General features: G+C 73.4%; 21 protein-coding genes. 12 read left to right on the top strand and 9 right to left on the bottom strand.

Annotation, left to right across the window (positions count from 1 at the left end; all coding sequences use genetic code 11):
- Positions 1-59: 59 nt before the first annotated feature.
- Entirely contained in the window at positions 60-1,460 is a 1,401-nt protein-coding gene (gene hemG, locus FHU33_RS08610) for a protoporphyrinogen oxidase (RefSeq protein WP_142024969.1), read from the bottom strand.
- The gene (gene hemE / locus FHU33_RS08605) at positions 1,457-2,515 is read right to left on the bottom strand and encodes a uroporphyrinogen decarboxylase (protein ID WP_246063413.1); all 1,059 of its coding nucleotides are present in this window, start codon (positions 2,513-2,515) and stop codon (positions 1,457-1,459) included. The genes hemG and hemE overlap by 4 nt, the downstream gene beginning before the upstream one ends.
- Positions 2,516-2,634: 119 nt before the next feature.
- On the opposite strand from hemE, the gene FHU33_RS08600 reads away from it, so the two are divergent.
- From FHU33_RS08600 to FHU33_RS08555, 10 genes are all read left to right on the top strand, one after another.
- Positions 2,635-3,273, top strand: a complete 639-nt coding sequence (locus tag FHU33_RS08600; RefSeq protein ID WP_142024968.1) for a DUF3000 domain-containing protein — start codon at positions 2,635-2,637, stop codon at positions 3,271-3,273.
- 135 nt (positions 3,274-3,408) lie between these two features.
- Positions 3,409-4,662: an HRDC domain-containing protein gene (locus FHU33_RS08595; RefSeq protein ID WP_142024967.1), complete on the top strand. Its 1,254-nt coding sequence runs from the start codon at positions 3,409-3,411 to the stop codon at positions 4,660-4,662.
- 105 nt (positions 4,663-4,767) lie between these two features.
- Positions 4,768-5,340, top strand: a complete 573-nt coding sequence (locus tag FHU33_RS08590; RefSeq protein ID WP_142024966.1) for a SigE family RNA polymerase sigma factor — start codon at positions 4,768-4,770, stop codon at positions 5,338-5,340.
- Positions 5,337-6,815: a hypothetical protein gene (locus tag FHU33_RS08585; RefSeq protein ID WP_142024965.1), complete on the top strand. Its 1,479-nt coding sequence runs from the start codon at positions 5,337-5,339 to the stop codon at positions 6,813-6,815. Before FHU33_RS08590 ends, FHU33_RS08585 begins: the two co-directional genes overlap by 4 nt.
- On the top strand, positions 6,808-7,278 hold the full coding sequence (locus FHU33_RS08580; protein WP_142024964.1) for a hypothetical protein: 471 nt from the start codon (positions 6,808-6,810) through the stop codon (positions 7,276-7,278). The genes FHU33_RS08585 and FHU33_RS08580 overlap by 8 nt, the downstream gene beginning before the upstream one ends.
- Before the next feature lie 105 nt (positions 7,279-7,383).
- Entirely contained in the window at positions 7,384-8,607 is a 1,224-nt protein-coding gene (locus FHU33_RS25385; protein WP_142024963.1) for a thiolase family protein, read from the top strand.
- The gene (locus FHU33_RS08570; protein WP_211355049.1) at positions 8,604-10,703 is read left to right on the top strand and encodes a 3-hydroxyacyl-CoA dehydrogenase NAD-binding domain-containing protein; all 2,100 of its coding nucleotides are present in this window, start codon (positions 8,604-8,606) and stop codon (positions 10,701-10,703) included. The genes FHU33_RS25385 and FHU33_RS08570 overlap by 4 nt, the downstream gene beginning before the upstream one ends.
- A gap of 188 nt (positions 10,704-10,891) precedes the next feature.
- On the top strand, positions 10,892-12,169 hold the full coding sequence (locus tag FHU33_RS08565) for an ABC transporter substrate-binding protein (protein ID WP_142024961.1): 1,278 nt from the start codon (positions 10,892-10,894) through the stop codon (positions 12,167-12,169).
- Entirely contained in the window at positions 12,166-13,161 is a 996-nt protein-coding gene (locus tag FHU33_RS08560; protein WP_142024960.1) for a carbohydrate ABC transporter permease, read from the top strand. Before FHU33_RS08565 ends, FHU33_RS08560 begins: the two co-directional genes overlap by 4 nt.
- Positions 13,158-14,003: a carbohydrate ABC transporter permease gene (locus FHU33_RS08555; protein ID WP_142024959.1), complete on the top strand. Its 846-nt coding sequence runs from the start codon at positions 13,158-13,160 to the stop codon at positions 14,001-14,003. Before FHU33_RS08560 ends, FHU33_RS08555 begins: the two co-directional genes overlap by 4 nt.
- A gap of 13 nt (positions 14,004-14,016) precedes the next feature.
- Here the strand turns inward: FHU33_RS08555 and FHU33_RS08550 are convergent, their stop codons facing one another.
- The 6 genes from FHU33_RS08550 to FHU33_RS08525 form a co-directional block, all read right to left on the bottom strand.
- Entirely contained in the window at positions 14,017-14,301 is a 285-nt protein-coding gene (locus tag FHU33_RS08550; RefSeq protein ID WP_142024958.1) for a thiamine-binding protein, read from the bottom strand.
- The gene (gene dxs, locus FHU33_RS08545; RefSeq protein ID WP_142024957.1) at positions 14,298-16,214 is read right to left on the bottom strand and encodes a 1-deoxy-D-xylulose-5-phosphate synthase; all 1,917 of its coding nucleotides are present in this window, start codon (positions 16,212-16,214) and stop codon (positions 14,298-14,300) included. Before dxs ends, FHU33_RS08550 begins: the two co-directional genes overlap by 4 nt.
- 133 nt (positions 16,215-16,347) lie before the next feature.
- Positions 16,348-16,716, bottom strand: coding sequence for a hypothetical protein (locus FHU33_RS08540; protein WP_142024956.1), 369 nt, complete (start codon positions 16,714-16,716; stop codon positions 16,348-16,350).
- 58 nt (positions 16,717-16,774) lie between these two features.
- Positions 16,775-17,005: a DUF4177 domain-containing protein gene (locus FHU33_RS08535; protein WP_142024955.1), complete on the bottom strand. Its 231-nt coding sequence runs from the start codon at positions 17,003-17,005 to the stop codon at positions 16,775-16,777.
- A 93-nt stretch (positions 17,006-17,098) separates the two neighbouring features.
- Positions 17,099-18,358 (bottom strand): class I SAM-dependent RNA methyltransferase, encoded by a 1,260-nt coding sequence (locus tag FHU33_RS08530; protein ID WP_142024954.1) that lies wholly within the window; start codon positions 18,356-18,358, stop codon positions 17,099-17,101.
- Positions 18,351-20,393 carry an APC family permease gene (locus tag FHU33_RS08525; RefSeq protein ID WP_142024953.1) on the bottom strand — a complete coding sequence of 681 codons (2,043 nt, stop codon included), beginning with the start codon at positions 20,391-20,393 and terminating at the stop codon, positions 18,351-18,353. The genes FHU33_RS08530 and FHU33_RS08525 overlap by 8 nt, the downstream gene beginning before the upstream one ends.
- 169 nt (positions 20,394-20,562) lie before the next feature.
- On the opposite strand from FHU33_RS08525, the gene FHU33_RS08520 reads away from it, so the two are divergent.
- Together FHU33_RS08520 and FHU33_RS08515 are read left to right on the top strand one after the other, a co-directional pair.
- Positions 20,563-21,231, top strand: coding sequence for a potassium channel family protein (locus FHU33_RS08520; RefSeq protein WP_142024952.1), 669 nt, complete (start codon positions 20,563-20,565; stop codon positions 21,229-21,231).
- 40 nt (positions 21,232-21,271) lie between these two features.
- Positions 21,272-21,949 carry a potassium channel family protein gene (locus FHU33_RS08515; RefSeq protein WP_142024951.1) on the top strand — a complete coding sequence of 226 codons (678 nt, stop codon included), beginning with the start codon at positions 21,272-21,274 and terminating at the stop codon, positions 21,947-21,949.
- Here the strand turns inward: FHU33_RS08515 and FHU33_RS08510 are convergent.
- Positions 21,946-22,785 (bottom strand): DUF3159 domain-containing protein, encoded by an 840-nt coding sequence (locus FHU33_RS08510; RefSeq protein WP_142024950.1) that lies wholly within the window; start codon positions 22,783-22,785, stop codon positions 21,946-21,948. The two genes, FHU33_RS08515 and FHU33_RS08510, sit on opposite strands and share 4 nt — an antisense overlap.
- Positions 22,786-22,819 lie beyond the last annotated feature (34 nt).

Below are 22,819 nucleotides of genomic sequence, written 5' to 3'. Positions count from 1 at the left end.
GCCAGCGCTGTCCTCGTCGGCAACCCGGGACGTGCACCGCGGTTCCAGGGACCGAGGCGTCAGAGCAGGGCGTCCACGGCGTGCTGCGCGTCGCGGATGCACGCCGGGACGCCGACGCCCCGGAACGCGGCCCCGGCGATCGCCAGGCCGGGCACCGCGCTCACCGCGGCGCGGACGGCGTCCACCCGGGCGGGGTGCCCGACGAGGTACTGCGGCAGGCCGCCGCCCCAGCGCACGATCCGGGTCTCCAGCGGCTCGGGCCGGTCGAGGCCGAGCAGGTCGGCGACGTCGGAGACGACGGCGGCCGTCAGGTCCTCGTCCGACCGCTGCAGCTCGGCTTCGTCGCGGAAGCGGCCGACCGACGACCGGACGAGCAGCGCCGGTCCACCCGCCAGGTGCGGCCACTTGGACGACGACACCGTCACCCCCTTGACCAGGCGTCCGGTCACCGGCGGCACCAGCAGGCCGGAACCGGCATCCAGGTCCTGCGCCGGGAACGCCATCGCCACCACGGCCATCGACGCGTACGGGATGCCCTGCAGCGGCTCGACCGCATCCGGGGCCAGCTCACCGAGCAGCCGTGCAGCCTTCTGCGCCGGAGCGGTCACCAGGACGGCGTCCGCGGTCAGCAGTTCCGGAGCCGCGGCCGGACCGACGGAGAGCTCGAGACCGGCGGCCGCCCGCCGCAGCCCGTGCGCCGGGGTCCGCAGCCGGACGACGGCACGGGACGCCGCGACGAGGGCGTCGGGCAGGGAACCGATCCCGTCGGACACGGTGGCGAACACCGGCCCGTCGGCGTCACCGCGGCTGCGCGCCCCGGCATCGCGGGATGCGGCAGCAGCGGCCAGGACCGATCCGGTTGCGGGTAGATGCGCCGCCAGCGCCGGCATCGTCGCGGCCAGCGACAGCTCGTCGGCCCGGCCCGCGTAGACCCCGCCCAGCAGCGGCTCCACCAGCCGGTCGACGACCTCGTCGCCGAGCCGCGCGCGGAGCAGCGCCCCGACAGCGACATCGCCGTCCAGGGCGAGCTCGGGCAGCTCGGCCTCGGCGCGCACCCGGGCGACACCGTCGGGCGAGAGGATCCCGTCGAGACCGTCCGCCGACGCGGGAACCCCCAGCACGGTTCCGGGCGGCAGTGGGTGCCGGCCGTCGGGCAGGACGACCGACGCCTGCGTCGTCGCCGGGGCGACCAGCCGGTCGGCGAGCCCGAGGTCCGCGATCAGCCGCACGGCCTCGGGCACGCGGGCCAGCACGGCCTCCGGCCCGGTGTCGTACCAGTGCCCGGCCAGCTCGATCCGGTGCAGCTTGCCGCCGATCCGGTCGCCGGCCTCCAGCACGATGATCTCGTCGTCGGGACGGCGCCGCCGCCACTCGAAGGCGGCGGCCAGGCCGGTGATCCCGGCACCGACGACGACCAGCCGGCGTGGGTTTGCCGGGGTGGTGGGGCGGGACGGAGTCACTGCGTCGAGAGCTCGTGCACCAGCTCGACGACGTGGGTCAGCACGCCGGGGTCGGTGTCGGGCAGCACGCCGTGGCCGAGGTTGAAGACGTGCCCGCGGGCGGCGCGCCCCTGCTCGACCACCCGCCGCACCTCGCGGTCCACCGTCGCGCGGTCGGCGAGCAGGACGGCGGGGTCGAGGTTGCCCTGCAGCGAGCGGCCCGGGCCGACGCGGCGGGCCGCCTCGTCGAGCGGGATCCGCCAGTCGACCCCGACGACGTCGGCCCCGGCGTCGCCGATCAGCGGCAGCAGCTCACCCGTGCCGACGCCGAAGTGGATGCGCGGCACGTCCCGATCACCGAGGCCGTCGAACACCGCCCGCGAGTGCGGCAGCACCCGCTCGGCGTAGTCGGCGGCCGACAGGACCCCGACCCAGGAGTCGAACAGCTGGACCGCGGAGGCGCCGGCGTCGACCTGCGCGCGCAGGAAGGTGGCGGCCGAGATCGCCAGCCGGTCCAGCAGCCGGCCCCACGCCTCCGGCTCGGCGTACATGAACGCCTTGGTGCGGGCGTGCTCCTTCGACGGGCCGCCCTCGATCAGGTAGGTGGCGAGGGTGAACGGCGCACCGGCGAAGCCGATGAGCGGCGTCGGGCCCAGCTCGGCGACCAGGCGGCGCACCGCCGTCTCCAGGAACGCCAGGCGCTCGGGCTCCAGCGGCGGGAGCGCGTCGACATCGGCCACCGAGCGCACCGGCTGCGCGACGACGGGACCGACGCCGGGCTTGATGTCGATGTCCACCCCGGCCACCACCAGCGGCAGCACGATGTCGGAGAACAGGATCGCCGCGTCCACCTGGTGACGGCGGACCGGCTGCAGGGTGATCTCGGTGACCAGGTCGGGATCCTGGCAGGCGGCGAGCATCCCCGTGCCCGCCCGCAGCGCCCGGTACTCGGGCAGGGAGCGCCCGGCCTGACGCATGAACCAGACCGGCGTCCGGCGCACCGGCAGCCCTCGGGCGGCGCGGACGAGATCGGAGTCGGACGGCAGGGCCCGGGCGGCGTCGGGGGCAGCACTCACGACTGCCGATCCTCCCAGACGGCGGACGGCCGCCGGACGCCGTCCACGATCGAGCAGGCCGACGGGACGGTTGCGGCGCGTCGGGCGCGGTGTGCTACCACGCGGCCTACCCTGCGAGCGTGGAGCCGACCAGCCTGGCCAGCGCCGGGAACCGAGGCAGGGACGCGGGTGGGGACGAACCCCCGGCCGAGTTCCGTGCCGCCCTGGATGCGCTCGCGACCGTCCGTGCCCGACCCGAGATCGTGCTCGAGCAGATTCCGGCACCCCAGCGGCTGGCGCCCTTCGCCCACGCCGTCGCCGCGCGCGTGGCCGAACCCGATCCCGACGGCGGCGACGACTTCGAGATCGCCAGTGCCCGGTTCATCGTGCTGTTCGACCCCGAGGGCCACGACGCGTGGAAGGGGACCACGCGCTGCGTGGGCTACCTGTCCGCCGCGACCGACGAGGAACTGGTCGACGACACCATGTTCTCCGAGGTGGCCTGGAGCTGGCTCACCGACGCGCTCACCGAGGCCGGCGCCGAGCACCACGCCGTCGGCGGCACGGTCACCCGCACCGCGTCCACCCGCTTCGGCGACCTCGCCGGTCCCGAGCACAGCGTCGACGTCGAGATGCGCGCCTCGTGGACGGCGGAGGACGGCGCGCTGGACCGGCACCTGCAGGCCTGGCTGGACGTCCTCGGCAACGCGGCGGGCCTCCCGCCGCCCGGAGTGCGGCTCCTGGGTCCCTCTGACCGCACCGGGAGCGAGACTCTCTAACATCGGTACCGCCAGCGGGGCGTTCACCCGCTGTGCCGGCGCCCCCACTCCCCGCCCCGCACAGGATTTCGCGCGCGGACGCAGTCCGGGGCCGGCGGCCCGACCGACGAGGACCGGCAAGAAGGTGGACGGCAACTGAGCACCGAGCCCACTCCCTCCCCGGCGGAGGACGCCGCTCCGGAGGAGTCGTCCCCGCCCGCGGTCCCGCTCCTCGCCCCCCGCGACGGGCTGCCCCCCGTCATCGAGACCTCGACCCAGCTGGTCGAGTACGCCGAGGCCCTGCGCGACGGCACCGGGCCGGTCGCCGTCGACGCCGAGCGGGCCTCCGGCTACCGCTACGGCCAGAAGGCCTACCTGGTGCAGATGCGCCGCAACGGCTCGGGCACCGGGCTGATCGACCCCGTGCCCCTGCCGGACCTGTCGGTGATCCAGGGCGCCGTCGCCGACGCGGAATGGGTGCTGCACGCGGCGAACCAGGACCTGCCGTGCCTCGCCGAGATCGGCCTGGTGCCGCGGCGGATCTTCGACACCGAGCTCGCCGCCCGCCTGGCCGGCCTCCCCCGGGTCGGGCTGGGCGCGGTCGTGGAGTCCCTGCTGGGCTACTCGCTGCAGAAGGGCCACTCCGCCGCCGACTGGAGCACCCGGCCCCTGCCCGAGGAGTGGCTGGTCTACGCCGCCCTCGACGTGGAGGTGCTCGTCGACCTCCGCGACGCCCTCGCCGCGATCCTCGACGAGCAGGGCAAGACCGAGTGGGCGCGACAGGAGTTCGAGGCGATCCTCGCCGCCGGACCGCCGGCGCCCCGAGCCGACCCGTGGCGGCGCACCTCGGGCGTGCACGGTCTGCGCAGCCGCCGCCAGCTGGGCATGCTCCGCAGCCTGTGGGAGGCGCGCGACGACATGGCCCGGCGCCGCGACATCGCGCCCGGCCGGGTGCTGCCCGACTCCGCCATGGTCTCCGCCGTCCAGGCCGACCCGGTCAACGAGGGCGCCCTGCTGGAGCTCCCGGTGTTCCGGGGACGGGCCAACCGCAGGCTCGTGGCCACCTGGTTCGGCGCGATCGCCCGCGGCAAGGCCCTTCCCGAGACGGAGCTGCCGCTGCACAGCAGGTCGGGCGACGGCCCGCCGCCGGTGAACCGCTGGGCCGATCGCGACCCCGCGGCCGCGACCCGGATGCAGGCCGCCCGCGCCGGGCTGGCCGAGATCTCCGAGAAGCACTCGGTGCCGGTGGAGAACGTCCTCTCCCCCGACCTCGTCCGCCGGATCATGTGGAGCCCACCCGAACTCCGGGACGCCGCGACCGTCGCAGCTGCGCTGCGGGCCGGCGGTGCCCGCGAGTGGCAGGTGGAGCTCACCCTCGCCGTCCTCACCGAGGCCGCCACCAGGGCCTGATCCGCACTCCCCTCGCCGTCGTTACGGGATCGTGACGGTCCCCGGTGGGTCTGCCCGGCACGCTGCTGCGTGTAGAGGAGCACCGGGCGACGAGGAGACGGCTGCGTGCACGAGACGGCGAGCGGCGCGGAGGAGGTTCCGGGCACGGCCCCGGAGTCCTTCCCCGACTTCGTCGTCCGCCAGCAGCACGCGTTGCTGCGGCTGGCGTACCTCCTCGCCGGCGACCGCGGCCATGCGGAGGACCTCGTGCAGACGGCGCTGATGAAGACCTACCGGCACTGGGGCCGGGTCGCCCGGCGTGGGGACCCGGCGGCCTACGTCCGCCGCGCCCTGGTCACGACGCACACCAGCTGGCGGCGCCGGGCCTGGCACCGGGAGCAGCCCACCGGCCGGCTCCCCGACGCCGGCACCGCTGATCCCGGCGACCGGCTCGACCGCGACGAGGAGCTCGGCCGTGCCCTGGCCGCCCTGCCGCCACGCATGCGCGCCACCGTGGTGCTCCGCTACTACGAGGACCTCTCCGAGCTGCAGACGGCGCAGCTGATGGGCTGCTCCGAGAGCACCGTCAACACGCAGGCCGCCCGCGGGCTGGCCCGCCTGCGGGGCGCCCTCTCCGGGAGCCCGGTGCCCGCCGCCGACACCGGCCTCCCCCGGCGCCCACCGGAGGACCCCCGATGAACCCCGAGACGGAGCTGCGCGACCGGCTGCACAGCGTGGCCGACCGGGCGGGGCATCCGTCGACCGACGGCCGGGATCTCGCCCGCTCGGTGGCCGGCCGGACCGAGGACCGGCGGCGCAGACAGCGGAACCTGCTGGCCGCCGCCGGGTGCGTCGTCCTGCTCGGGATCGCCGTTCCCCGGCTGGTCGACGGCGGACCCCAGGAGGCGGGCCCGGCCTCCGGCGCCGTGTCCGAGGTCACCGGCGGGGCGGGGGCCGCCGCTGCGGTGGTCGACGTCTTCAGCGAGCCGACGCGAGGTTCCCTGGCAGACGACCGGGCCTTCCTGGACGGCGTCCGGGCACTGCCCTGGACGGAGGAACCGCCGCTGCGCGCAGCCGACGGGACGGTCCTGCACTACCTGCCCGAGCCGCCCGTCGAGTCCCGCCGGGTCGTGTTCGCCGGCGACGTGCCGGGCGGCCGCTGGGCCCTGGTCGTCGGCTGGACGACGGACGCCCCGGCCGAGGCGGCGGGCCTCCCGCCCGGGGTCGTGCCGACCGACGCCCTGGCGGCCGCATGGTTCACCGGGCCCCCGGGCGCGAGCGTGGACCAGATGACGCTGGGGAGCGGCCCGAACAGCGTCGCGAACGACTGGCCGGCGGCCCTCACCGACCCCCGCACGGGCACCCTCGTCGTCGTCGCCGCTCCGGGGGACGAGGTCCAGGTGTCGCACCGGCCACTGATCGACGAGGAGGGCACGACGAGCCGGCAGTGGCGGCAGGTGGACACCGGGGACGGCGTCGCGGTCACGCGGATCTCCCCGGTCCCCCGCTCCTACGACGCGTCGACGTCCTTCCGGGTGCTGCGCGACGGCCGGATCGAGGCGCGGGACGCGCCGTGGTCCCTCTACGCCGAGGACCTCGGTGGGGAGCCGGCCATCGAGTACCTCCGCGGACAGCCCGCCGAGCTGGGTGAGCAGGCCGCCCGGTACGCCGCCGAGAACGTGCTGCGGGAGCTCGGCCTCTCGGGCAGCCAGGTGCGGATCGCCGCCCAGTGGACGGGGAGCGTCCCGGCCGGCGGGTCCGACCAGGCCGCTCTGGTGACGGTCACGCTGCCCAGCGGCGCCGTCGTCGTGACCGCGCAGTGGCTGATGCCCGAGCGACCCGACGGCTCCAGCATGGGCGCCTTCTGCGGCCAGGCGGTCCAGCCGGCGGGCCCGCCGGCCGAGCGCCGGGTGCATGCCGTGGCCTGCGAGGTGGTCGACACGACGTCCGGCGCGCCGATGCGCACCAGCCTCGTGGTGGTCGCCCCACCGGAGGTGGCGCTGATCCGCACCTACGACGGCGACCGGAGGTTCCTCGCCGACCACAGCGCCGTGGACGGCGTCCTCGTGGCGCCCATGCCCCTGGGTACGGAGACGGTGGAGGCGGTCACCGCCGGCGGGGTCACGCTCGGCCGGGTCGACGTCCTCGGCCACGCGGTGGACTTCGGTGACTGACCGGGCGCGCGCGGCGATGCTCGGCGTCCTCGTCGTCCTCGTCGTCCTCGTCGTCCTCGCGCCGTCCGGCTGCAGCACGGCTCCGGAGCCGGACGAGCCGGCGCCGGAGATCACGGTCTCCGTCCCACCGGCCGTGCCGAGCAGCCCCGGGCCGACCTTCGCGGTGCCTCCGCCGCCGCCCCCGGTGTCGTGGGCCGGCGACGGTCGGCGGCTCTCGGTCGTGACCTACGGGAGTTCCAGCTGCCCTACCGGTCCCACGGACTTCGAGGTCGTCGGTGACCAGGAGCTGCGGCTGAGGATCGACCAGGTGTTCCCCGACCGGGATCCGTGCACGGCCGACATGGCTCCGTTCTCCGACGACGTGGACGTCCCTCCCGGTATCTCCTCCGACCAGCCGGTGACGGTGCACCTGCGGTACGGGAACGGCGACGAGGAGACGGTCGTCCTGTCGCCCGCCGGCTGATCCGACCCGCGAGGGGCGGGGCGGGCTTGGCCACGGAGTTACCGACGGGTAACTTGAGCTCGCCGAGCCTGTCCGGGCCGGAGCCGAACTGCTGCGGAGGTCTGCGTGTCATTGGAAGAGCGGCGGCCACGCTCGCTGCGTGAGGTCGTCTTCGTCGACGGCGTGCGCACCCCCTTCGGCAAGGCCGGGCCGAAGGGCATCTACGCCGAGACCCGGGCCGACGACCTGGTCGTCCGGGTCATCCGCGAGCTCCTGCGCCGCAACCCGGCGCTGCCGGCCGATCGCGTGGACGAGGTGGCGATCGCCGCCACGACCCAGATCGGCGACCAGGGCCTGACCCTCGGGCGGACCGCCGCACTGCTGGCCGGGCTGCCGAAGTCCGTTCCGGGTTACTCGATCGACCGCATGTGCGCCGGCGCGATGACCGCCGTGACCACCACCGCCAGCGGCATCGCCTTCGGGGCCTACGACGTCGCCATCGCCGGCGGCGTCGAGCACATGGGCAACCACCCCATGGGCGAGGGCGTCGACCCCAACCCGCGGATCATCAGCGAGAAGCTGGTCGACCCCTCCGCGCTGGTCATGGGGTCGACGGCGGAGAACCTGCACGACCGCTTCCCGCACCTGACCAAGGAGCGCGCCGACGCGTTCGCGCTGGCCAGCCAGCAGAAGTACGCCAAGGCCGTGGCCAACGGCCAGATCGGCCCGGAGCTGGTTCCGATGGCCACCCGCTCGGCCGAGCACGGCTGGGGCGTCGCCACCGTCGACGAGCCGCCGCGGCCGCAGACCACCCTCGACGGGCTGGCCTCGCTGAAGACGCCGTTCCGCCCGCACGGCCACGTCACCGCCGGCAACGCCGCGGGCCTGAACGACGGCGCCACCGGCTGCCTGCTGGCCGCCGAGGACGTCGCGCTCGAGCTGGGTCTGGACATCGGCATGCGGCTGGTCGGCTACGGCTTCGTCGGAGTCGAGCCCGAGGTCATGGGCGTGGGCCCGGTGCCGTCGACGGAGCGCGCGCTGGCCCGCACCGGCCTGACGATCGATGACATCGGGCTGTTCGAGCTCAACGAGGCGTTCGCCGTCCAGGTGCTGGCGTTCCTCGACCACTTCGGCATCGCCGACGACGACGAGCGCGTCAATCCATGGGGCGGCGCCATCGCCGTGGGCCATCCCCTGGCCTCCTCCGGCGTCCGGCTCATGACGCAGTTGTCGCGGCAGTTCGCCGAGCGGCCGGACGTCCGCTACGGGCTCACGGCCATGTGCGTGGGCCTCGGCATGGGCGCCACCGTGATCTGGGAGAACCCGAATTGGGAGGGCGTCACCAAGTGAGCACCGCTGTTTTCGAGAACGAGGTCGTGACCCGGGCCAAGGTCCGGTTCCTGACCCTCCCGGGGCTCTCCGGTGAGTTCGCGCTGATCACGCTGGACAACGGGCACGACCACACCCGCCCGTCGACCTTCGGCCCCGGCGGCCTGGCCTCGCTGGACGCCGCGCTGGACGAGATCGCCGCCCGGTCCCCCGCCCCGGTGGCGATCGGCGTGACCGGCAAGCCGTTCATCTTCGCGGTCGGCGCCGACCTCTCCGGCGTGCCGTCGGTCACCGACGCGGCCACGGCGCGGGAGATCGCGGAGACCGGCCACCGGGTCTTCCGTCGGCTCAAGGACTCGTCGGTCCCGACGTTCGCCTTCGTCAACGGCGTCGCGCTCGGCGGCGGGCTGGAGCTGGCGCTGCACTGCCGGTACCGGACGCTCGCCTCGACGGCGATGGTGGCCTTCCCCGAGGTCTTCCTCGGCCTGGTGCCCGGCTGGGGCGGCACGCAGCTGCTGCCGAACCTGATCGGCATCGACCCCGCCGTCACGGTGATCGTCGAGAACGCGCTCGCACAGAACACGATGACGCCGGCACCGAAGGCGGCGAAGCTCGGGATCGCCGACGTCGTGTTCGAGCCGGCCGACTTCCTCGAGCGGTCGCTCGAGTGGGCCGTCGGCGTCCTCGGCGGAGCCGTGACCGTCTCCCGTCCCGAGATCGATCGGTCGACCTGGGACGACGGGATCGCCCGCGCGACGGCGATCGTCGCCGCCCGCACCCGCAACGCCTCCCCCGGCGCCGTCCGGGCCGTGGAGCTGATGGAGCTGGCCCGCGACGGCGTCGAGGGCGAGGCCTTCACCGCCGGCACGGCCGCCGAGGACGACGCCCTGACCGAGCTGCTGATGAGCGACCCGCTGCGGGCCTCGCTGTACAGCTTCGACCTGGTGAACAAGCGGGCCAAGCGGCCGGCCGGCGCCCCGGACAAGGCGCTGGCGCGCACGGTCACCAAGGTCGGCGTCGTCGGTGCGGGCCTGATGGCCTCGCAGCTGGCGATGCTGCTCGTGCGGCAGCTGAAGGTGCCGGTCGTGCTGACCGACATCGACCAGGCGCGCGTGGACAAGGGCGTGGCGTACGTGCACGGCGAGCTGGACAAGCTGGCCCGGCGCGGCCGGCTGAACCAGGACAAGCTCAACCAGCTCAAGGGCCTGGTGACCGGCTCGCTGTCCAAGGACGTCTTCGCCGACGCCGACCTCGTCATCGAGGCCGTGTTCGAGGAGATGTCGGTCAAGCAGCAGGTGTTCGCCGAGGTCGAGGCCATCGTCTCGCCCGAGTGCGTGCTCGCCACCAACACCTCGGCGCTGTCGGTGACCGAGATGGCGTCGAAGCTCGAGCACCCCGCGCGGGTCGTGGGCCTGCACTTCTTCAACCCGGTGGCGGTGCTGCCGCTGCTGGAGGTCGTGCGCGCCGAGCAGACCGACGACGCCACGCTGGCCACCGCTTTCGCCGTCGGCAGGTCGCTGAAGAAGAGCTGCGTGCTGGTCGCGGACGCCCCGGCGTTCGTGGTCAACCGGCTGCTCACCCGCTTCCTCGGCGAGGTCACGGCGTCGGTGGAGCAGGGCACCCCGGTCGCCGTCGCCGACCGGGCCCTGGACCCGCTGGGCCTGCCGATGACGCCGTTCGAGCTGCTCACCCTCGTCGGCCCGCCGGTGGCGCTGCACGTGGCCGAGCGCATGCACGAGGCCTTCCCCGACCGGTTCTCCGTCGGCGAGGCCTTGCGGAAGATGGTCGAGCTCGGCAAGTCGTCGGTGTACAGCGAGCCGGGCGTCGTCGACCCCGAGCTCGAGGGGAGCAGTGCCTTCACCCCGCCCACCCCCTCCCCGCTGACCGAGGACGAGGTCCGCGAGCGCGCCGTCGAGGCGCTGGCACAGGAGATCGGGCTGATGCTGGACGAGGGCGTCGTCCAGGCCGTGCAGGACATCGACCTGTGCATGCTGCTGGGCGCCGGGTGGCCGTTCTGGCTGGGCGGCATCTCCGCCCACCTGGACCGGACCGGTGTCGCCGAGAAGGTCACCGGCGAGCGGTTCCTGCCGCAGGGCGTCGCGTCCCTGCCCGCCTGACCCGCACCGAGCCCGACGGCCCGGGCCCCTCAGCGTGGAGGGGCCCGGGCCGCCGTCATCCCGCGTCCGGCCGGCGGGTAGCGGTTTCGACACGGGCGGATCCATGTCCTTGACCCCTCGCTGTCGCGCGATGGACCATCCGCGAACCGCGGACCGGCACCGGACCGCCATGGAGCAAGGGGCCGGGCATGCGCATTCCCTCCGGAAAGATCCTCGCGGCCACCGCCACCTGCCTGGTCGCCACGGCGTGCACCGGAGGGACCCCCTCGCCATCCGGGGACGCCGGCGACGGCGAAGGCACCACGCTGCGCTACCTCATCGAGCAGCTCGAGGACGCCGACTCACTCCAGCGGCTCGAGGACCACCTGGCCGAGTTCGAGGAATCCTCCGGAATCGACGTGCAGGTGCAGCAGCTCGACATCGACACGATGCGGACCGTGCTGCAGACCCAGCTGCGCTCCGAGGAAGGCCCGGACGTCTTCAACTGGGGCTCCGGTCCGGGGATCGGGGGCGCCCTCGCCGAGGCAGGGCTGCTCTACGACCTCACCGAGGCCTACGAGGAGAACGACTGGGAGGTCTACGACTTCGCCAAGGAGCGGGTGACCTACGACGGGAAGGTGTACGGCATCCCGGGCGAGATGGAGACCGTCGGCCTGTACTACAACACGGGGATCTTCGAGGACCTGGGCATCGAGCCGCCACAGTCCCTCGACGAGCTCCGCGAGGTCTCGGCGACCATCCGCGAGGCCGGGCTGATCCCCATGGCGTTCGGTGACCAGGAGGGTTGGCCCGGCAGCCACCTGCTGAGCATGGCCCTGTCCAGCGCAGTCGGTGCCGACGGCATGGAGGCGCTGCTGTCCGGCGAGCGGTCCTGGGAGTCGCCGGAGGTCGTCGACGCGCTGGCCTTCTGGGTGGAGGCCAACCAGAACGGCTGGTTGCCGGAGTCACCGACGGCGGTCGACTACGACACCATGACCTCGCTCTACCTCTCCGGCCAGGCGGCGATGATTCCCACCGGCAGCTGGTTCATCAACGACCTGGCCGTCGGCGCCGACTTCGAGTCCGCCTACATCCCCTTCCCGTCACCGGACGGCGAGGGCGTGTTCGCCGGCGGCCTCGGCTCGGGCCCGTTCGTCGCGGCCAACACCGACAACCCCGAGGCTGCGATCCAGTTGCTGGACTTCCTGGCCTCCGAAGAGCACGGCCAGTGGACGGTGGAGAACCTGCAGACCATCCCGCCGAGGCCCGTGGACACCTCCGGACTGGACGTCGACCCGCTGCTCGCTCAGGTGCTCGACCAGGTCTCGGCGTTGTCCGAGGGCGGCGGCGAACTCGGCTACAACATCGACGTCCTCATGCCCGAGGCCTTCAACGAGGCCATGTTCGACGGCGTCCAGGCGGTTCTGACCGGTCAGGCCACTCCGGAGGAGGTCGCCGCCAACCTCGAAGCAGCGGCGCAGGCGTGAGCCGGCCGGACGTCCGGGAGCCGGCGGCACCGACGCCGTCGGATCCCGGCCCGGCCGCCCCGGGACGACGCCGGACCACGGCGCGCGCCGGGATCTCCGCCGCGACCCGCCGTGAGCAGGCCCGGCTCGGTGCGCTCCTCGTCGCCCCTGCCGTGGTGGTGATGGCGGTGTTCCTCGTCTTCCCGATGCTGAACGCGATCTACTACGTCTTCGTCGACTTCGACGGCCTGGACCCGAACCCGCCGTGGGTCGGGCTGGCCAACTTCGCCGAGATGTTCGGGGATCCCGACGTGTGGGCCGCGTTCGGCAACAACCTCGTGTGGATCGTCGGCGGCACGGTGGCCCCGCTGGTGCTCGGCCTGGGGCTGGCCCTGCTGTTGTGGGGGGTCCGACGGGGCTCGGCCGTCTACCGGGTCGCCTTCTTCCTCCCCTACGTGCTGCCTCCGGTGGCGGTCGGCGTCGTGTGGGGCTGGATCTACGCGCCGACGCGGGGCTGGCTCAACGGGGTGCTCGAGGCCGTCGGTCTCGACGGGCTGACCCGCGGCTGGCTGGGTGACCCGAGCACGGCGCTGTACGCCGTCCTCGCCACCGCGGTCTGGACGGCGGTCGGTTTCGTCTTCGTGATCATCCTGTCCGCGCTGCGCAACGTGGACGTCGACCAGGTCGACGCCGCACTGCTCGACGGGGCGAACTGGTGGCAGCGGCTGCGCTACGTCGTGCTGCCGCAGATCATGCCCGTCTTCCTCATGGTCGCCGCGATCACGTTGATCGGCGGGTTCGCCGTCTTCGACCTGATCTTCGTGATGACCGGGGGCGGCCCGGCCGGCGCCAGCGACGTGCTCGGCACGCTGGCCTACAGCAACGCCTTCCAGCTCAGCCGGATCAGCTACGGGACGACGCTGGCGCTGGCGATCACCGTGCTGGCGGTCCCGTTCGCCATCTGGCTCGACCGGCTGCAGAGCCGGCTGGCGCGGGAGCGCATCGGGGCATGACGCGCACGAAGAAGGCTTACGCGCCCGGCCGGGCAGGGATCGGCCGCCACCTCGCGCTCGGCGGGCTCGCTCTCCTCACCCTGTTCCCGGTGATCCTCGTCCTGTCCACGACGCTGAAGACGTCCCAGGACGTGCGGGTGAACCCGTTCGGGCTGTTCTCCTCGTTCTCCCTGGAGAACCTCCGCACCGCCTGGACGGTCGGCGGTTTCGACGGCTACCTGCTCAACAGCATCCTGCTGTCGGTGCCGAGCACCGTCCTCGTCGTCGTGCTGTCGACCATGGCCGGGTACGCCTTCGCGCGGCTTCCCTTCCCGGGGCGCACGCCGGCGTTCTACCTGGTGGTGCTCGGACTGCTGGTGCCCTTCTTCACGTACATGGTCCCGCTGTACTTCCAGCTGCGGTCCATGCGGCTCCTGGACAGCCTCGTCGGAGTCAACCTCGTCCTTGCCAGCACCCAGCTGGCCTTCGGCGCGTGGTTCATGCGTGCCTTCTTCACCGACCTGCCCACCGAGATCGAGCAGGCCGCCCGGATCGACGGAGCCTCGGAGTGGCAGATCTTCAGCCGGATCATGCTGCCGCTGGTCACCTCGGGGATGGGCGCGCTCACGGTCTTCACGTTCCTGCAGAACTGGAACAACTTCCTGGTCCCACTGCTGTACATGCCGGGAGGCGGCTACCGGCCGCTGACCACCGGGCTGTACCTGTTCGTCGGCGGCCGCTCGGTCGACATCGGCCCCCTCGCGGCCGGCACCCTCATCACGATCCTGCCCGTGATCCTGCTCTTCGTCGTCCTGCAGCGGCAGGTGACCCAAGGACTCATCTCCGGAGCGGTCAAGGGCTGAGTCCCCGGTTCCGTCAGCGGAACTTCGACGTCAGGCTGTCCATCGTGCGGTTCACGGAGGCCACCTTGATGTGCGAGAGACCGGCATCCGCGCCGGCAGCCAGCATCGCCTCGTGCGCGGCGCGCAGCGTCGCCCAGACCTCGTCGGCCCCGCCCTCGAGCGTGGTCCCGAGCGCGCCGACCTCGTAGCGAAGCCCGGACGCCTGGATCACCGCGATGGCGGCCTCCACGTGCGCGTGCGGGTTCTCCGCCGTCCCGGGCGGTGCCGGCGCCACCTGGATCTCGGCGATCACCGTCACCGCTGCGCCCCGTCCACCGGCTCGACCACGGAGTTCTCCGCGCGCTCCCCCAGCTTCGCCGTCCACTCGGCGATCCGGCGAGCGACGTCCTGCTCGGTGAGGCCGGCGTCGGCCAGCACCTGCCCGCGGCTGCCGTGCTCGAAGAACTCCTGCGCCAGGCCGACAGCGCGCACCGGCACGTCGCACTCCCGGTCCTGCAGCGCCTGGGTCAAGGTCGTGCCCACTCCCCCGGCACGGCCGCCGTCCTCCACGGTGACGACCAGCCGGAAACCTGACGCCAGCGCCACGAGCTCATCGGCCACCGGCAGGACCCAGCGGGGGTCGACCACCGTCACCTCGATGCCCTGGTCGGCGGCCCGCTCGGCCACGGCCAGGCACATCGGCACCATCGACCCGACGGCCACCAGCAGCACGTCCGCGCGGTCTCCGCGGCGCAGGACGTCCACGGGCCCGCGCCGCTCCAGCGCGGGGATGTCCACCGGCGGCGGCCCCTTCGGGAACCGCACGACGGTCGGCCCGTCGGTGACCGCGACCGCCTCGCGCAGCGCCTCCCGCAGGGTCGACTCGTCGCGGGGCGCCGCGAGCCGCACACCCGGGACGACCGACAGGATCGACATGTCCCACATGCCGTTGTGCGAGGCGCCGTCGGTGCCGGTGACGCCGGCCCGGTCGAGGACCACGGTGACCGGCTGACGGTGCAGCGCCACGTCCATCAGCAGCTGGTCGAAGGCCCGGTTCAGGAACGTGGAGTAGACGGCGACCACGGGGTGCATCCCGCCCATCGCCAGCCCCGCGGCGGACGTCAGCGCGTGCTGCTCGGCGATGCCCACGTCGAACACCCGCTCGGGGAAACGCTCGGCGAAGGCCGCGAGGCCGGTCGGGTGCAGCATGGCCGCGGTGATCGCGACGACGTCGGACCGCTCGGCCCCGATGCGCACCAGCTCGTCGGAGAAGGCCGTCGTCCAGTCGCGGGCGGCGACGGTGCTCGCCCCGCTGTCGGGGTCGAAGACGCCGGTGGCGTGCCAGGCGTCGATCTGGTCGGTCTCGGCCGGCGCGTAGCCGAAGCCCTTGGTGGTGACGGCGTGCACGATGACCGGTCCGCCGAACGAGCGCGCCCGGCGCAGGGCGGACTCCATGACCTCGATGTCGTGCCCGTCGACCGGCCCGACGTACTTCATGCCGAGGTCCTCGAACATCCCCTGCGGGGAGAGGACGTCCTTGAGGCCCTTCTTGATCGCGTGCAGCGCGTCGTAGAGAGCCGACCCCACGACAGGGGCGCGGTGCAGCGCCTGGCGCACCTGCAGCAGCGCCTGCTCGTAGCCGGGGCGCAGCCGCAGGGTGGCGAGCGCGTCGGCCACGCCGCCGATGGTCGGCGAGTAGGAGCGGCCGTTGTCGTTGACGACGATGACGACGGGGCGGTCCTGTGCGGCGGCGATGTTGTTCAGCGCCTCCCAGGCCATGCCACCGGTCAGGGCGCCGTCACCGATCACCGCCACCACGGGGCGCTTGTCACCGCGGACGGCGTAGGCCTTGGCGAGCCCGTCGGCGTAGGACAGCGACGTCGACGCGTGGCTGTTCTCCACCCAGTCGTGCTCGCTCTCCGACCGGCTCGGGTACCCGGAGAGGCCACCGCGCTGACGGAGCCGCTCGAAGCCGTCGACCCGGCCGGTCAGCATCTTGTGCACGTAGGCCTGGTGGCCGGTGTCGAAGACGATCGGCTCGCGCGGTGATTCGAACACCCGGTGCAGCGCGATCGTCAGCTCGACGCATCCCAGGTTCGGCCCGAGGTGCCCGCCGGTCTTGGCGACGCTGGTGACCAGCGCGTCGCGGATCTCGGCCGCCAGGGTCGGCAGCTGGTCGGCGGGCAGGGCCCTGACATCTCCGGGGCCCTGGAGCGATCGCAGGAGCGGCACGGCTCGACGGTGTCCTCTCGGTCGGCGGCAGCTGCCTCGGTAGCGTTGGAGGGAGCCGCGGATCAACTGTAGCCGCGGTTTCCCTGCTCTTCCGATCGAGCGTGTGGCGCGGATGCAGCACACCGCCCACGCCTCAGATGCGCGGCACCCACCGCTCCCCCCGCAACGCCCCCGCCACCACCTCGACGCCACGGGCCGCCGCCGCCAGGCGGGCCCCCTCGCGCTCGTAGGCGGTCATGGCCGCCTCGATGGCCTCGGCGGGCAGCTGGTCGGCCAGTTCCACCCGCACGGTGCGCCAGCCTCTGCGCGCCGCCTCGAGACCGGCGGCCACGTGGTCGGCGGCGAACCGGGCGAGCAGCACCGGATAGCGGCGCAGCACCTCGTGCGCCCGGTAGTCCGGTGGGACCAGGTCGTACAGCCACGCCACCGCCGTCCGCTCCCAGTCGGGGGCGCCGGGAGGACGCACCTCCTCGGGCCAGCCCGGGGGCACGCTGTCGTCCACACCGCTCACTGTGCACCGCGGCAGGGACGGTTCCGCGACGGCGTCAGCGGCGCCGGCGTCAGGAGCCGGACTGGCGCTTGAGCCAGAACTGCTCGAACCCCCAGGTCCCGGCGCCGCTGGAGTGGTAGCTCACCAGCTCCCAGCCCTCGGAGCCGAGGCGGTTGAGGACGGAACTGGTGTCGCCCTGCTGACGTTCGGACTGGCCGCCGGGGAGCTTGACGCTGACGCCGGCGCGCTGCGACTCGGCGTCGTTGGCGGTGATGACGGAGGCGTATTCCCACGTGGGCACACCGAGACGGTAGCCGGTTGCCCATCCCAGCCCGCCCAGACCTGGGGCGCGGGCCGGCGCAGGCATCCGTGCATGCCCGGCGTCGCACCGACGTCAGCGGGCGAGCAGCGCCACGCACTCCACGTGCGCTGTCATCGGGAAGGCATCGAAGCCGCGGACGGCGGCCAACCGGTAGCCGGCCTCGACGAAGGCGGCGACGTCCCGGGCCAGGGCCGCCGGGTCGCAGGCGACGTAGACGACGGCGCGTGCCCCCGTTCCTGCCAGCAGCCGGCTGACCGCCGGTCCGGCACCGGCCCGAGGCGGGTCGAGGACGACGACGTCGGGGGCCGCACCCAGCTCGGCCAGCAGCCCGGTCAGCCCTTCGGCGTCCACGTCGCCCTGCCAGACCTCTGCCTGCGAGAAGCCGCCGAGGTTGGTGTCGGCGGCGGCGCAGGCTCCTGGGTCGGACTCCACGCAGACCACCCGGCCCTCGAGGCCCACCGCGGGCGCGAGGGCACCGCCGAAGAGACCCGCGCCCGCGTACAGGTCGAGCACCGTCTCCCCCGTCCGCACGTCGGCGAACCCGGCCACGGCGGCGACGAGCGCATCGGCGGCGGCCGGGTGCACCTGCCAGAACCCGGTGCCCTCGACCTCCCAGTCCCGGCCACCGGCCCGCCGTTCGGCCCGTCCCGAGGGCTCCTCCGGCAGCTCTCCGCCGGGACGCACGACCCGGCTCGACGTGGGCCGGCCCTGCCGGTCGAGTCGGGCGGTGGTCACGGCACCGGTGGAGTCGATCGAGACGTCGACGGCACCGGCGCCGGGCCATCGACGCTGCAGCACCGCGGCCGCCGCCGGCTCCACGGTGATCGGGCAGTCGTCCAGGACGACGACGTCGTGCGACCGGTGCCGGCGCAGCCCCGGCGCCCCCGACCGGTCGACGGCGAACCGGGCGCGCGAGCGCCAGCGCAACGGCCCGCCCGGCAGCTCCTCCACCGCCACCTCGACGTCGAGACCGGCCAGGCGGGCCAGCTGCTCCCGGACGACCGCGGCCTTGAGCCGGCGCTGCTCGGCCGGGTCGACGTGCTGCCAGTCGCAGCCACCGCACCGCCCGGGACCGCTGTAGGGGCACGGCCGCTCGACGCGTGCGGGCGAGGCCTCGAGCACCTCGACGGCGTCGGCCCGGCAGAAACCGGGGTGGCGGTCCTCGGTCACCCGGACAACCACCCGCTCACCGGGAAGGCTGTGCCGCACGAAGACCACCCGGCCCTCGTGCCGGGCCACGCAGTGCCCGCCGTGGGCGACCGGGCCCACGGTCACCTCGAACTCGGTGCCGGCCCAGCCGAGGCCCCCGCGCTTCGGCCGCCCTTCAGCCATAGGGCGAGCTCTCGACCTCGTCCTCGGTCAGCCCGCGGCGGAGGTCGCCGGGCGCGGGGCCGGCGCCGCGGCCCTCGCCGCCCTCCCGCCCCACGGAGCTCTCCAGCTGCCAGGGCACGGTGGTGATCATGACGCCGGGCTGGAACTGCAGCCGCGCGCGCAGCCGCAGCGCGCTCTGGTTGTGCAGGACGTTCTCCCACCAGTGGCCGACGACGTACTGCGGGACGAACACCACGACCAGTTCGCGCGGGCTCTCTCGCCGGATGGCCTTCACGTAGTCGAGGACCGGCCGGGTGATCTCGCGGTACGGCGACTCGACGACGGTCAGCGCACATGGGATGTCGTAGCGCTCCCAGTCGGCCTGCAGGGCGCGGGTGTCCTCGTCGTCCACGTTGACGGTGAGTGCGGTGAGCTGGTCGGGCCGGGTGGCCCGGGCGAAGGCCAGGGCCCGCAGTGTCGGCTTGTGCACCTTCGAGACGAGGACGACGGCGTGCACCTTGCTGGGCAGGGTGCGGGAGTCGGTGTCGGGCACGAGCTGGTCGGCGACGTGCGAGTAGTGCTGGCTGATCGCCTTCATGAGGACGATCAGCACCGGCATGGACACGAGCACCAGCCAGGCGCCGTGGGTGAACTTCGTGACGACGATGATCACCAGGACGACGCTCGTGAGCGTGCCGCCCACCAGGTTGATCGCCTGCGATCGACGCATCCGCGCCCGCGCGGCCGGGTCGCTCTCCAGCGCCCGCTCGCGGTTCCAGTGCCGGACCATCCCCCACTGGCCGATGGTGAACGCGGTGAAGACCCCGACGATGTAGAGCTGGATCAGCCGGCTCACCGACGCGTCGAAGACCAGGATCAGCAGCATCGCGAAGCCCGCCAGCAGCAGGATGCCGTTGCTGTAGGCGAGCTTGTCGCCGCGGGTGTGCAGCTGGCGGGGCATGTACCGGTCCTGGGCGAGCACCGAGCCCAGCAGCGGGAAGCCGTTGAACGCGGTGTTGGCGGCGAGGACGAGCACGAGGGCGGTGGCGGCCTGGACGACGAAGAAGCCGATCGACGTCTGCCCGCCGAACGCGGCGGCCGCCAGCTGTGCGATGACCGTCCGCTGGGGCTCGGTCTCGCAGTCCGCGAAGCCGGTGAGGTCGCAGGGGTTCTCGACGTACTTCACGTCGGCCAGCAGGGCCAGCGAGCTGACCCCGATGAACATGACCGCCGCGAGGCCGCCCATCCAGGCCAGGGTCGTGGCGGCGTTGCGGCTCTTCGGCGGCTTGAATGCGGGCACGCCGTTGGCGATCGCCTCGACGCCGGTGAGCGCGGTGCAGCCGGAGGCGAACGCCCGCAGGGTGAGCAGCACCAGCGCGAGTGCGCCCATCTCCCCGTAACCGGGCTCGGCGGTGACGCCGTATCCCGAACTCTCGGCGACGAGCCCGGTGTCGCTGACGAAGTAGCGGACGAGACCCGTGCCGACCATCACCAGGATGGCGGTGACGAACAGATAGGTCGGCGCCGCGAACGCCCGGCCGGACTCCCGCACCCCGCGCAGGTTGAGCGCCGCCAGGAGCGCGACCAACCCCAGGGCGATCGCGACCCGGTGCTCGTCCAGCGACGGGAACGCGGAGATGATGTTGTCGGTGCCGGCCGAGACGGACACGGCGACCGTCAGCACGTAGTCGACGAGCAGCGCGCTGGCCACCACCAGCGAGGCGAGCGGTCCGTGATTGTGCCGGGCGACCTCGTAGTCGCCTCCGCCGGAGGGATAGGCCCGCACCACCTGGCGGTAGGACAGCACCAGGGTTGCCAGCAGGAGGACGACGGCGGCCGCCAGCCACGGCGTCAGGTACAGGTAGGCGGTCCCGGCGAGGGTCAGGACGATGAGGATCTCCTGGGTGGCGTAGGCCACCGAGGACAACGGGTCGCTGGAGAAGATCGGCAGGGCCAGTCGCTTGGGGAGCAGGGACTCCCCGAGCCGGTCGCTGCGGACCGCTCGTCCGAGGACGAGACGTTTCGGCAGTTGTCCGAGGTCGGACAGGGTCGGCACGGCGGCGATGGTACGGACGCGCGGCACCCGGTGCCGCCACCACGGCGCGCGCCCCGCCCGAGAGGGGGAGGTCACCCGTCGCGGCCACGCCCGGGGCGCTACCGGGTGTAGCTTCGCGCCCGGTACGCGCGGCGGGCGGCGCTCGCGCGACGGACACCGGGAGTTCTTCGTGCACGTGGTCGTGATGGGCTGCGGACGCGTCGGCTCCGCCATCGCCCGGCGCCTCGAGGAGGTCGGGCACAGCGTTGCCGTGATCGACCAGGATCCCGCCGCCTTCCGGCGCCTCGGGCCGGACTTCGCCGGCCGGCAGGTCACCGGCCTCGGCTTCGACCGGCAGACGCTGCTGGACGCCGGGGTGGATTCGGCGGGTGCCTTCGCCGCGGTCAGCAGCGGTGACAACTCCAACATCATCAGCGCGCGAGTGGCCCGCGAGACCTTCGGCGTCCAGCACGTCGTCGCCCGCATCTACGACTCCAAGCGGGCCGAGGTCTACGAGCGCATGGGGATCCCGAGCGTCGCCACGGTCCCGTGGACGGTGAACCGCCTGCTCCGCGAGCTGCTCTCGGTCAAGGTCAGCGAGCTCTGGCGCGAGCCCACCGGCAAGGTCCTGCTCATGCGCATCACCGTGACCGAGAGCTGGGTCGGCCGGAAGCTCGCCGACCTCGAGACCGCCTCGGGCGCCCGCGCCGCGTGGCTGGTCCGCTTCGGGGAGGCCGTGCTGCCCACCGCCACCACCGTCCTCCAGGACGGCGACCAGCTCGTGGTCGCCGTGACCGACGACATCACCGCCCGGGTGCACGAGGTCGTCGAGCGGGGCACCGACGGAGGGCAGCACTGATGCGCCGAACATCTAAAGACGGGGCACGAGGAGACCGAGCATGAGAGTCGCCATCGTGGGGGCCGGCGCCGTCGGCCGGTCGATCGCCGGGGAACTGCTCGGCAACGGGCACACCGTCATGCTCATCGAGAAGGACGGCCGCAAGGTGCGCACCCGCTCGGTGCCCGGTGCGGAGTGGGTGCAGGCCGACGCGTGCGAGGTGTCCTCCCTCGAGGAGGCCCAGCTGGCCACCTGCGACGTCGTCGTCGCCGCCACGGGAGACGACAAGGCCAACCTGGTCGTCTCGCTGCTGGCCAAGACCGAGTTCGCGGTCAACCGCGTCGTCGCCCGGGTGAAGGACCCCCGCAACGAGTGGCTCTACACCGAGGCCTGGGGGGTGGACGTCGCTGTCTCCACCCCGCGCGTGCTCGCGGCGCTGGTCGAGGAGGCCGTCACCGTCGGCGACGTCGTCCGGCTGATGAGCTTCCGCAAGGGCGCGGCCAACCTGGTCGAGATCACCCTGGCCGAGGACACCCCGTGGGTGGGCAAGCCGCTGCGCGAGGTCCCGCTCCCGCGGGAGACCGTGCTGACGGCGATCCTGCGCGGCGAACGGGTGATCACGCCGTCCCCCGACGAGCCGCTGGAGGCCGGGGACGAACTGCTGTTCGTGACCCACGCCGAGGTGGAGGACCAGCTCAAGGACGTGCTGGCCCCCGACACCGGGGCCGGCCCGGTCTAAGCGGCGGGTGTGCCCGACTCCGTGCTGCGGTGGCGGTGCAGCCGCGACACCACCCACAGGGTGATGACGATCTCGGCCGCGGTCACGGGCAGGCCCAGGATCAGGGACACGACGCCGAGGTCCGTGGCGTCGGTGTTCTCGCTGCCCAGGTACAGATAGCCCTGCACGGCGGCCCGGACCAGGAACACGCCGGCCCAGAGCACCGTCAGCCAGCCGTAGGCACGGAGCAGCCGGGGGTCGTCGCGCCAGTGCTGCTCGGGGGTCGGATCCGGCCGGGCCCGGCCCGTCTCCGGGTCGCGCTCGCTGGGGTCGAGGACCGCACGGGCGCGGCCCATCCGGCCGCGGAACCCCGGCACCGAGTGCCGGTGGGAGGCCATGGCCCCGAGGTGGCTGGGGGCCAGGAACTCCGCGATGACACCGACCAGCGGCCGGCGGAGGACGACCGAGCCCAGCAGGATCACGGCGAGACCGGCGTTGCGGATGATGCCCGGGACGTAGAAGTCGCGAGCCTGCCCGGTGGCGGCGGCGATGGCGACCGCGATGCCGACGGCGAAGAGCCCGCTGATCGCCTGCTGCACGCTCTCGCGGCGCAGCAGGCGGAGGAGGAACACCAGCAGCGCCGCGCCCAGCGCCGCCCAGATGCCGGTGCGCAGGCCACCGAGGGAGTTGGCGACGATGAAGGCGATCGTCGGCAGGGTGGCGTCCACCATGCCTCGCCAGCCACCGAGCTGCTCCAGCACCAGGTGGCGGTCGAACACCAGCGGCGGAACCGCCTGGTCGCCGGCCGGCCCGGCGGTGGGTGCGGGCGGGTCGGCCCGGTCCTCAGGTGCGCTCATCGCCGTCTCCCCCGGTGCATCTGTCGCCGGGGTC

The organism is Blastococcus colisei, from assembly GCF_006717095.1.
GTDB classification, from domain to species: Bacteria; Actinomycetota; Actinomycetes; order Mycobacteriales; family Geodermatophilaceae; genus Blastococcus_B; species Blastococcus_B colisei.
This window is presented reverse-complemented; position numbering and strand designations above follow the sequence as displayed.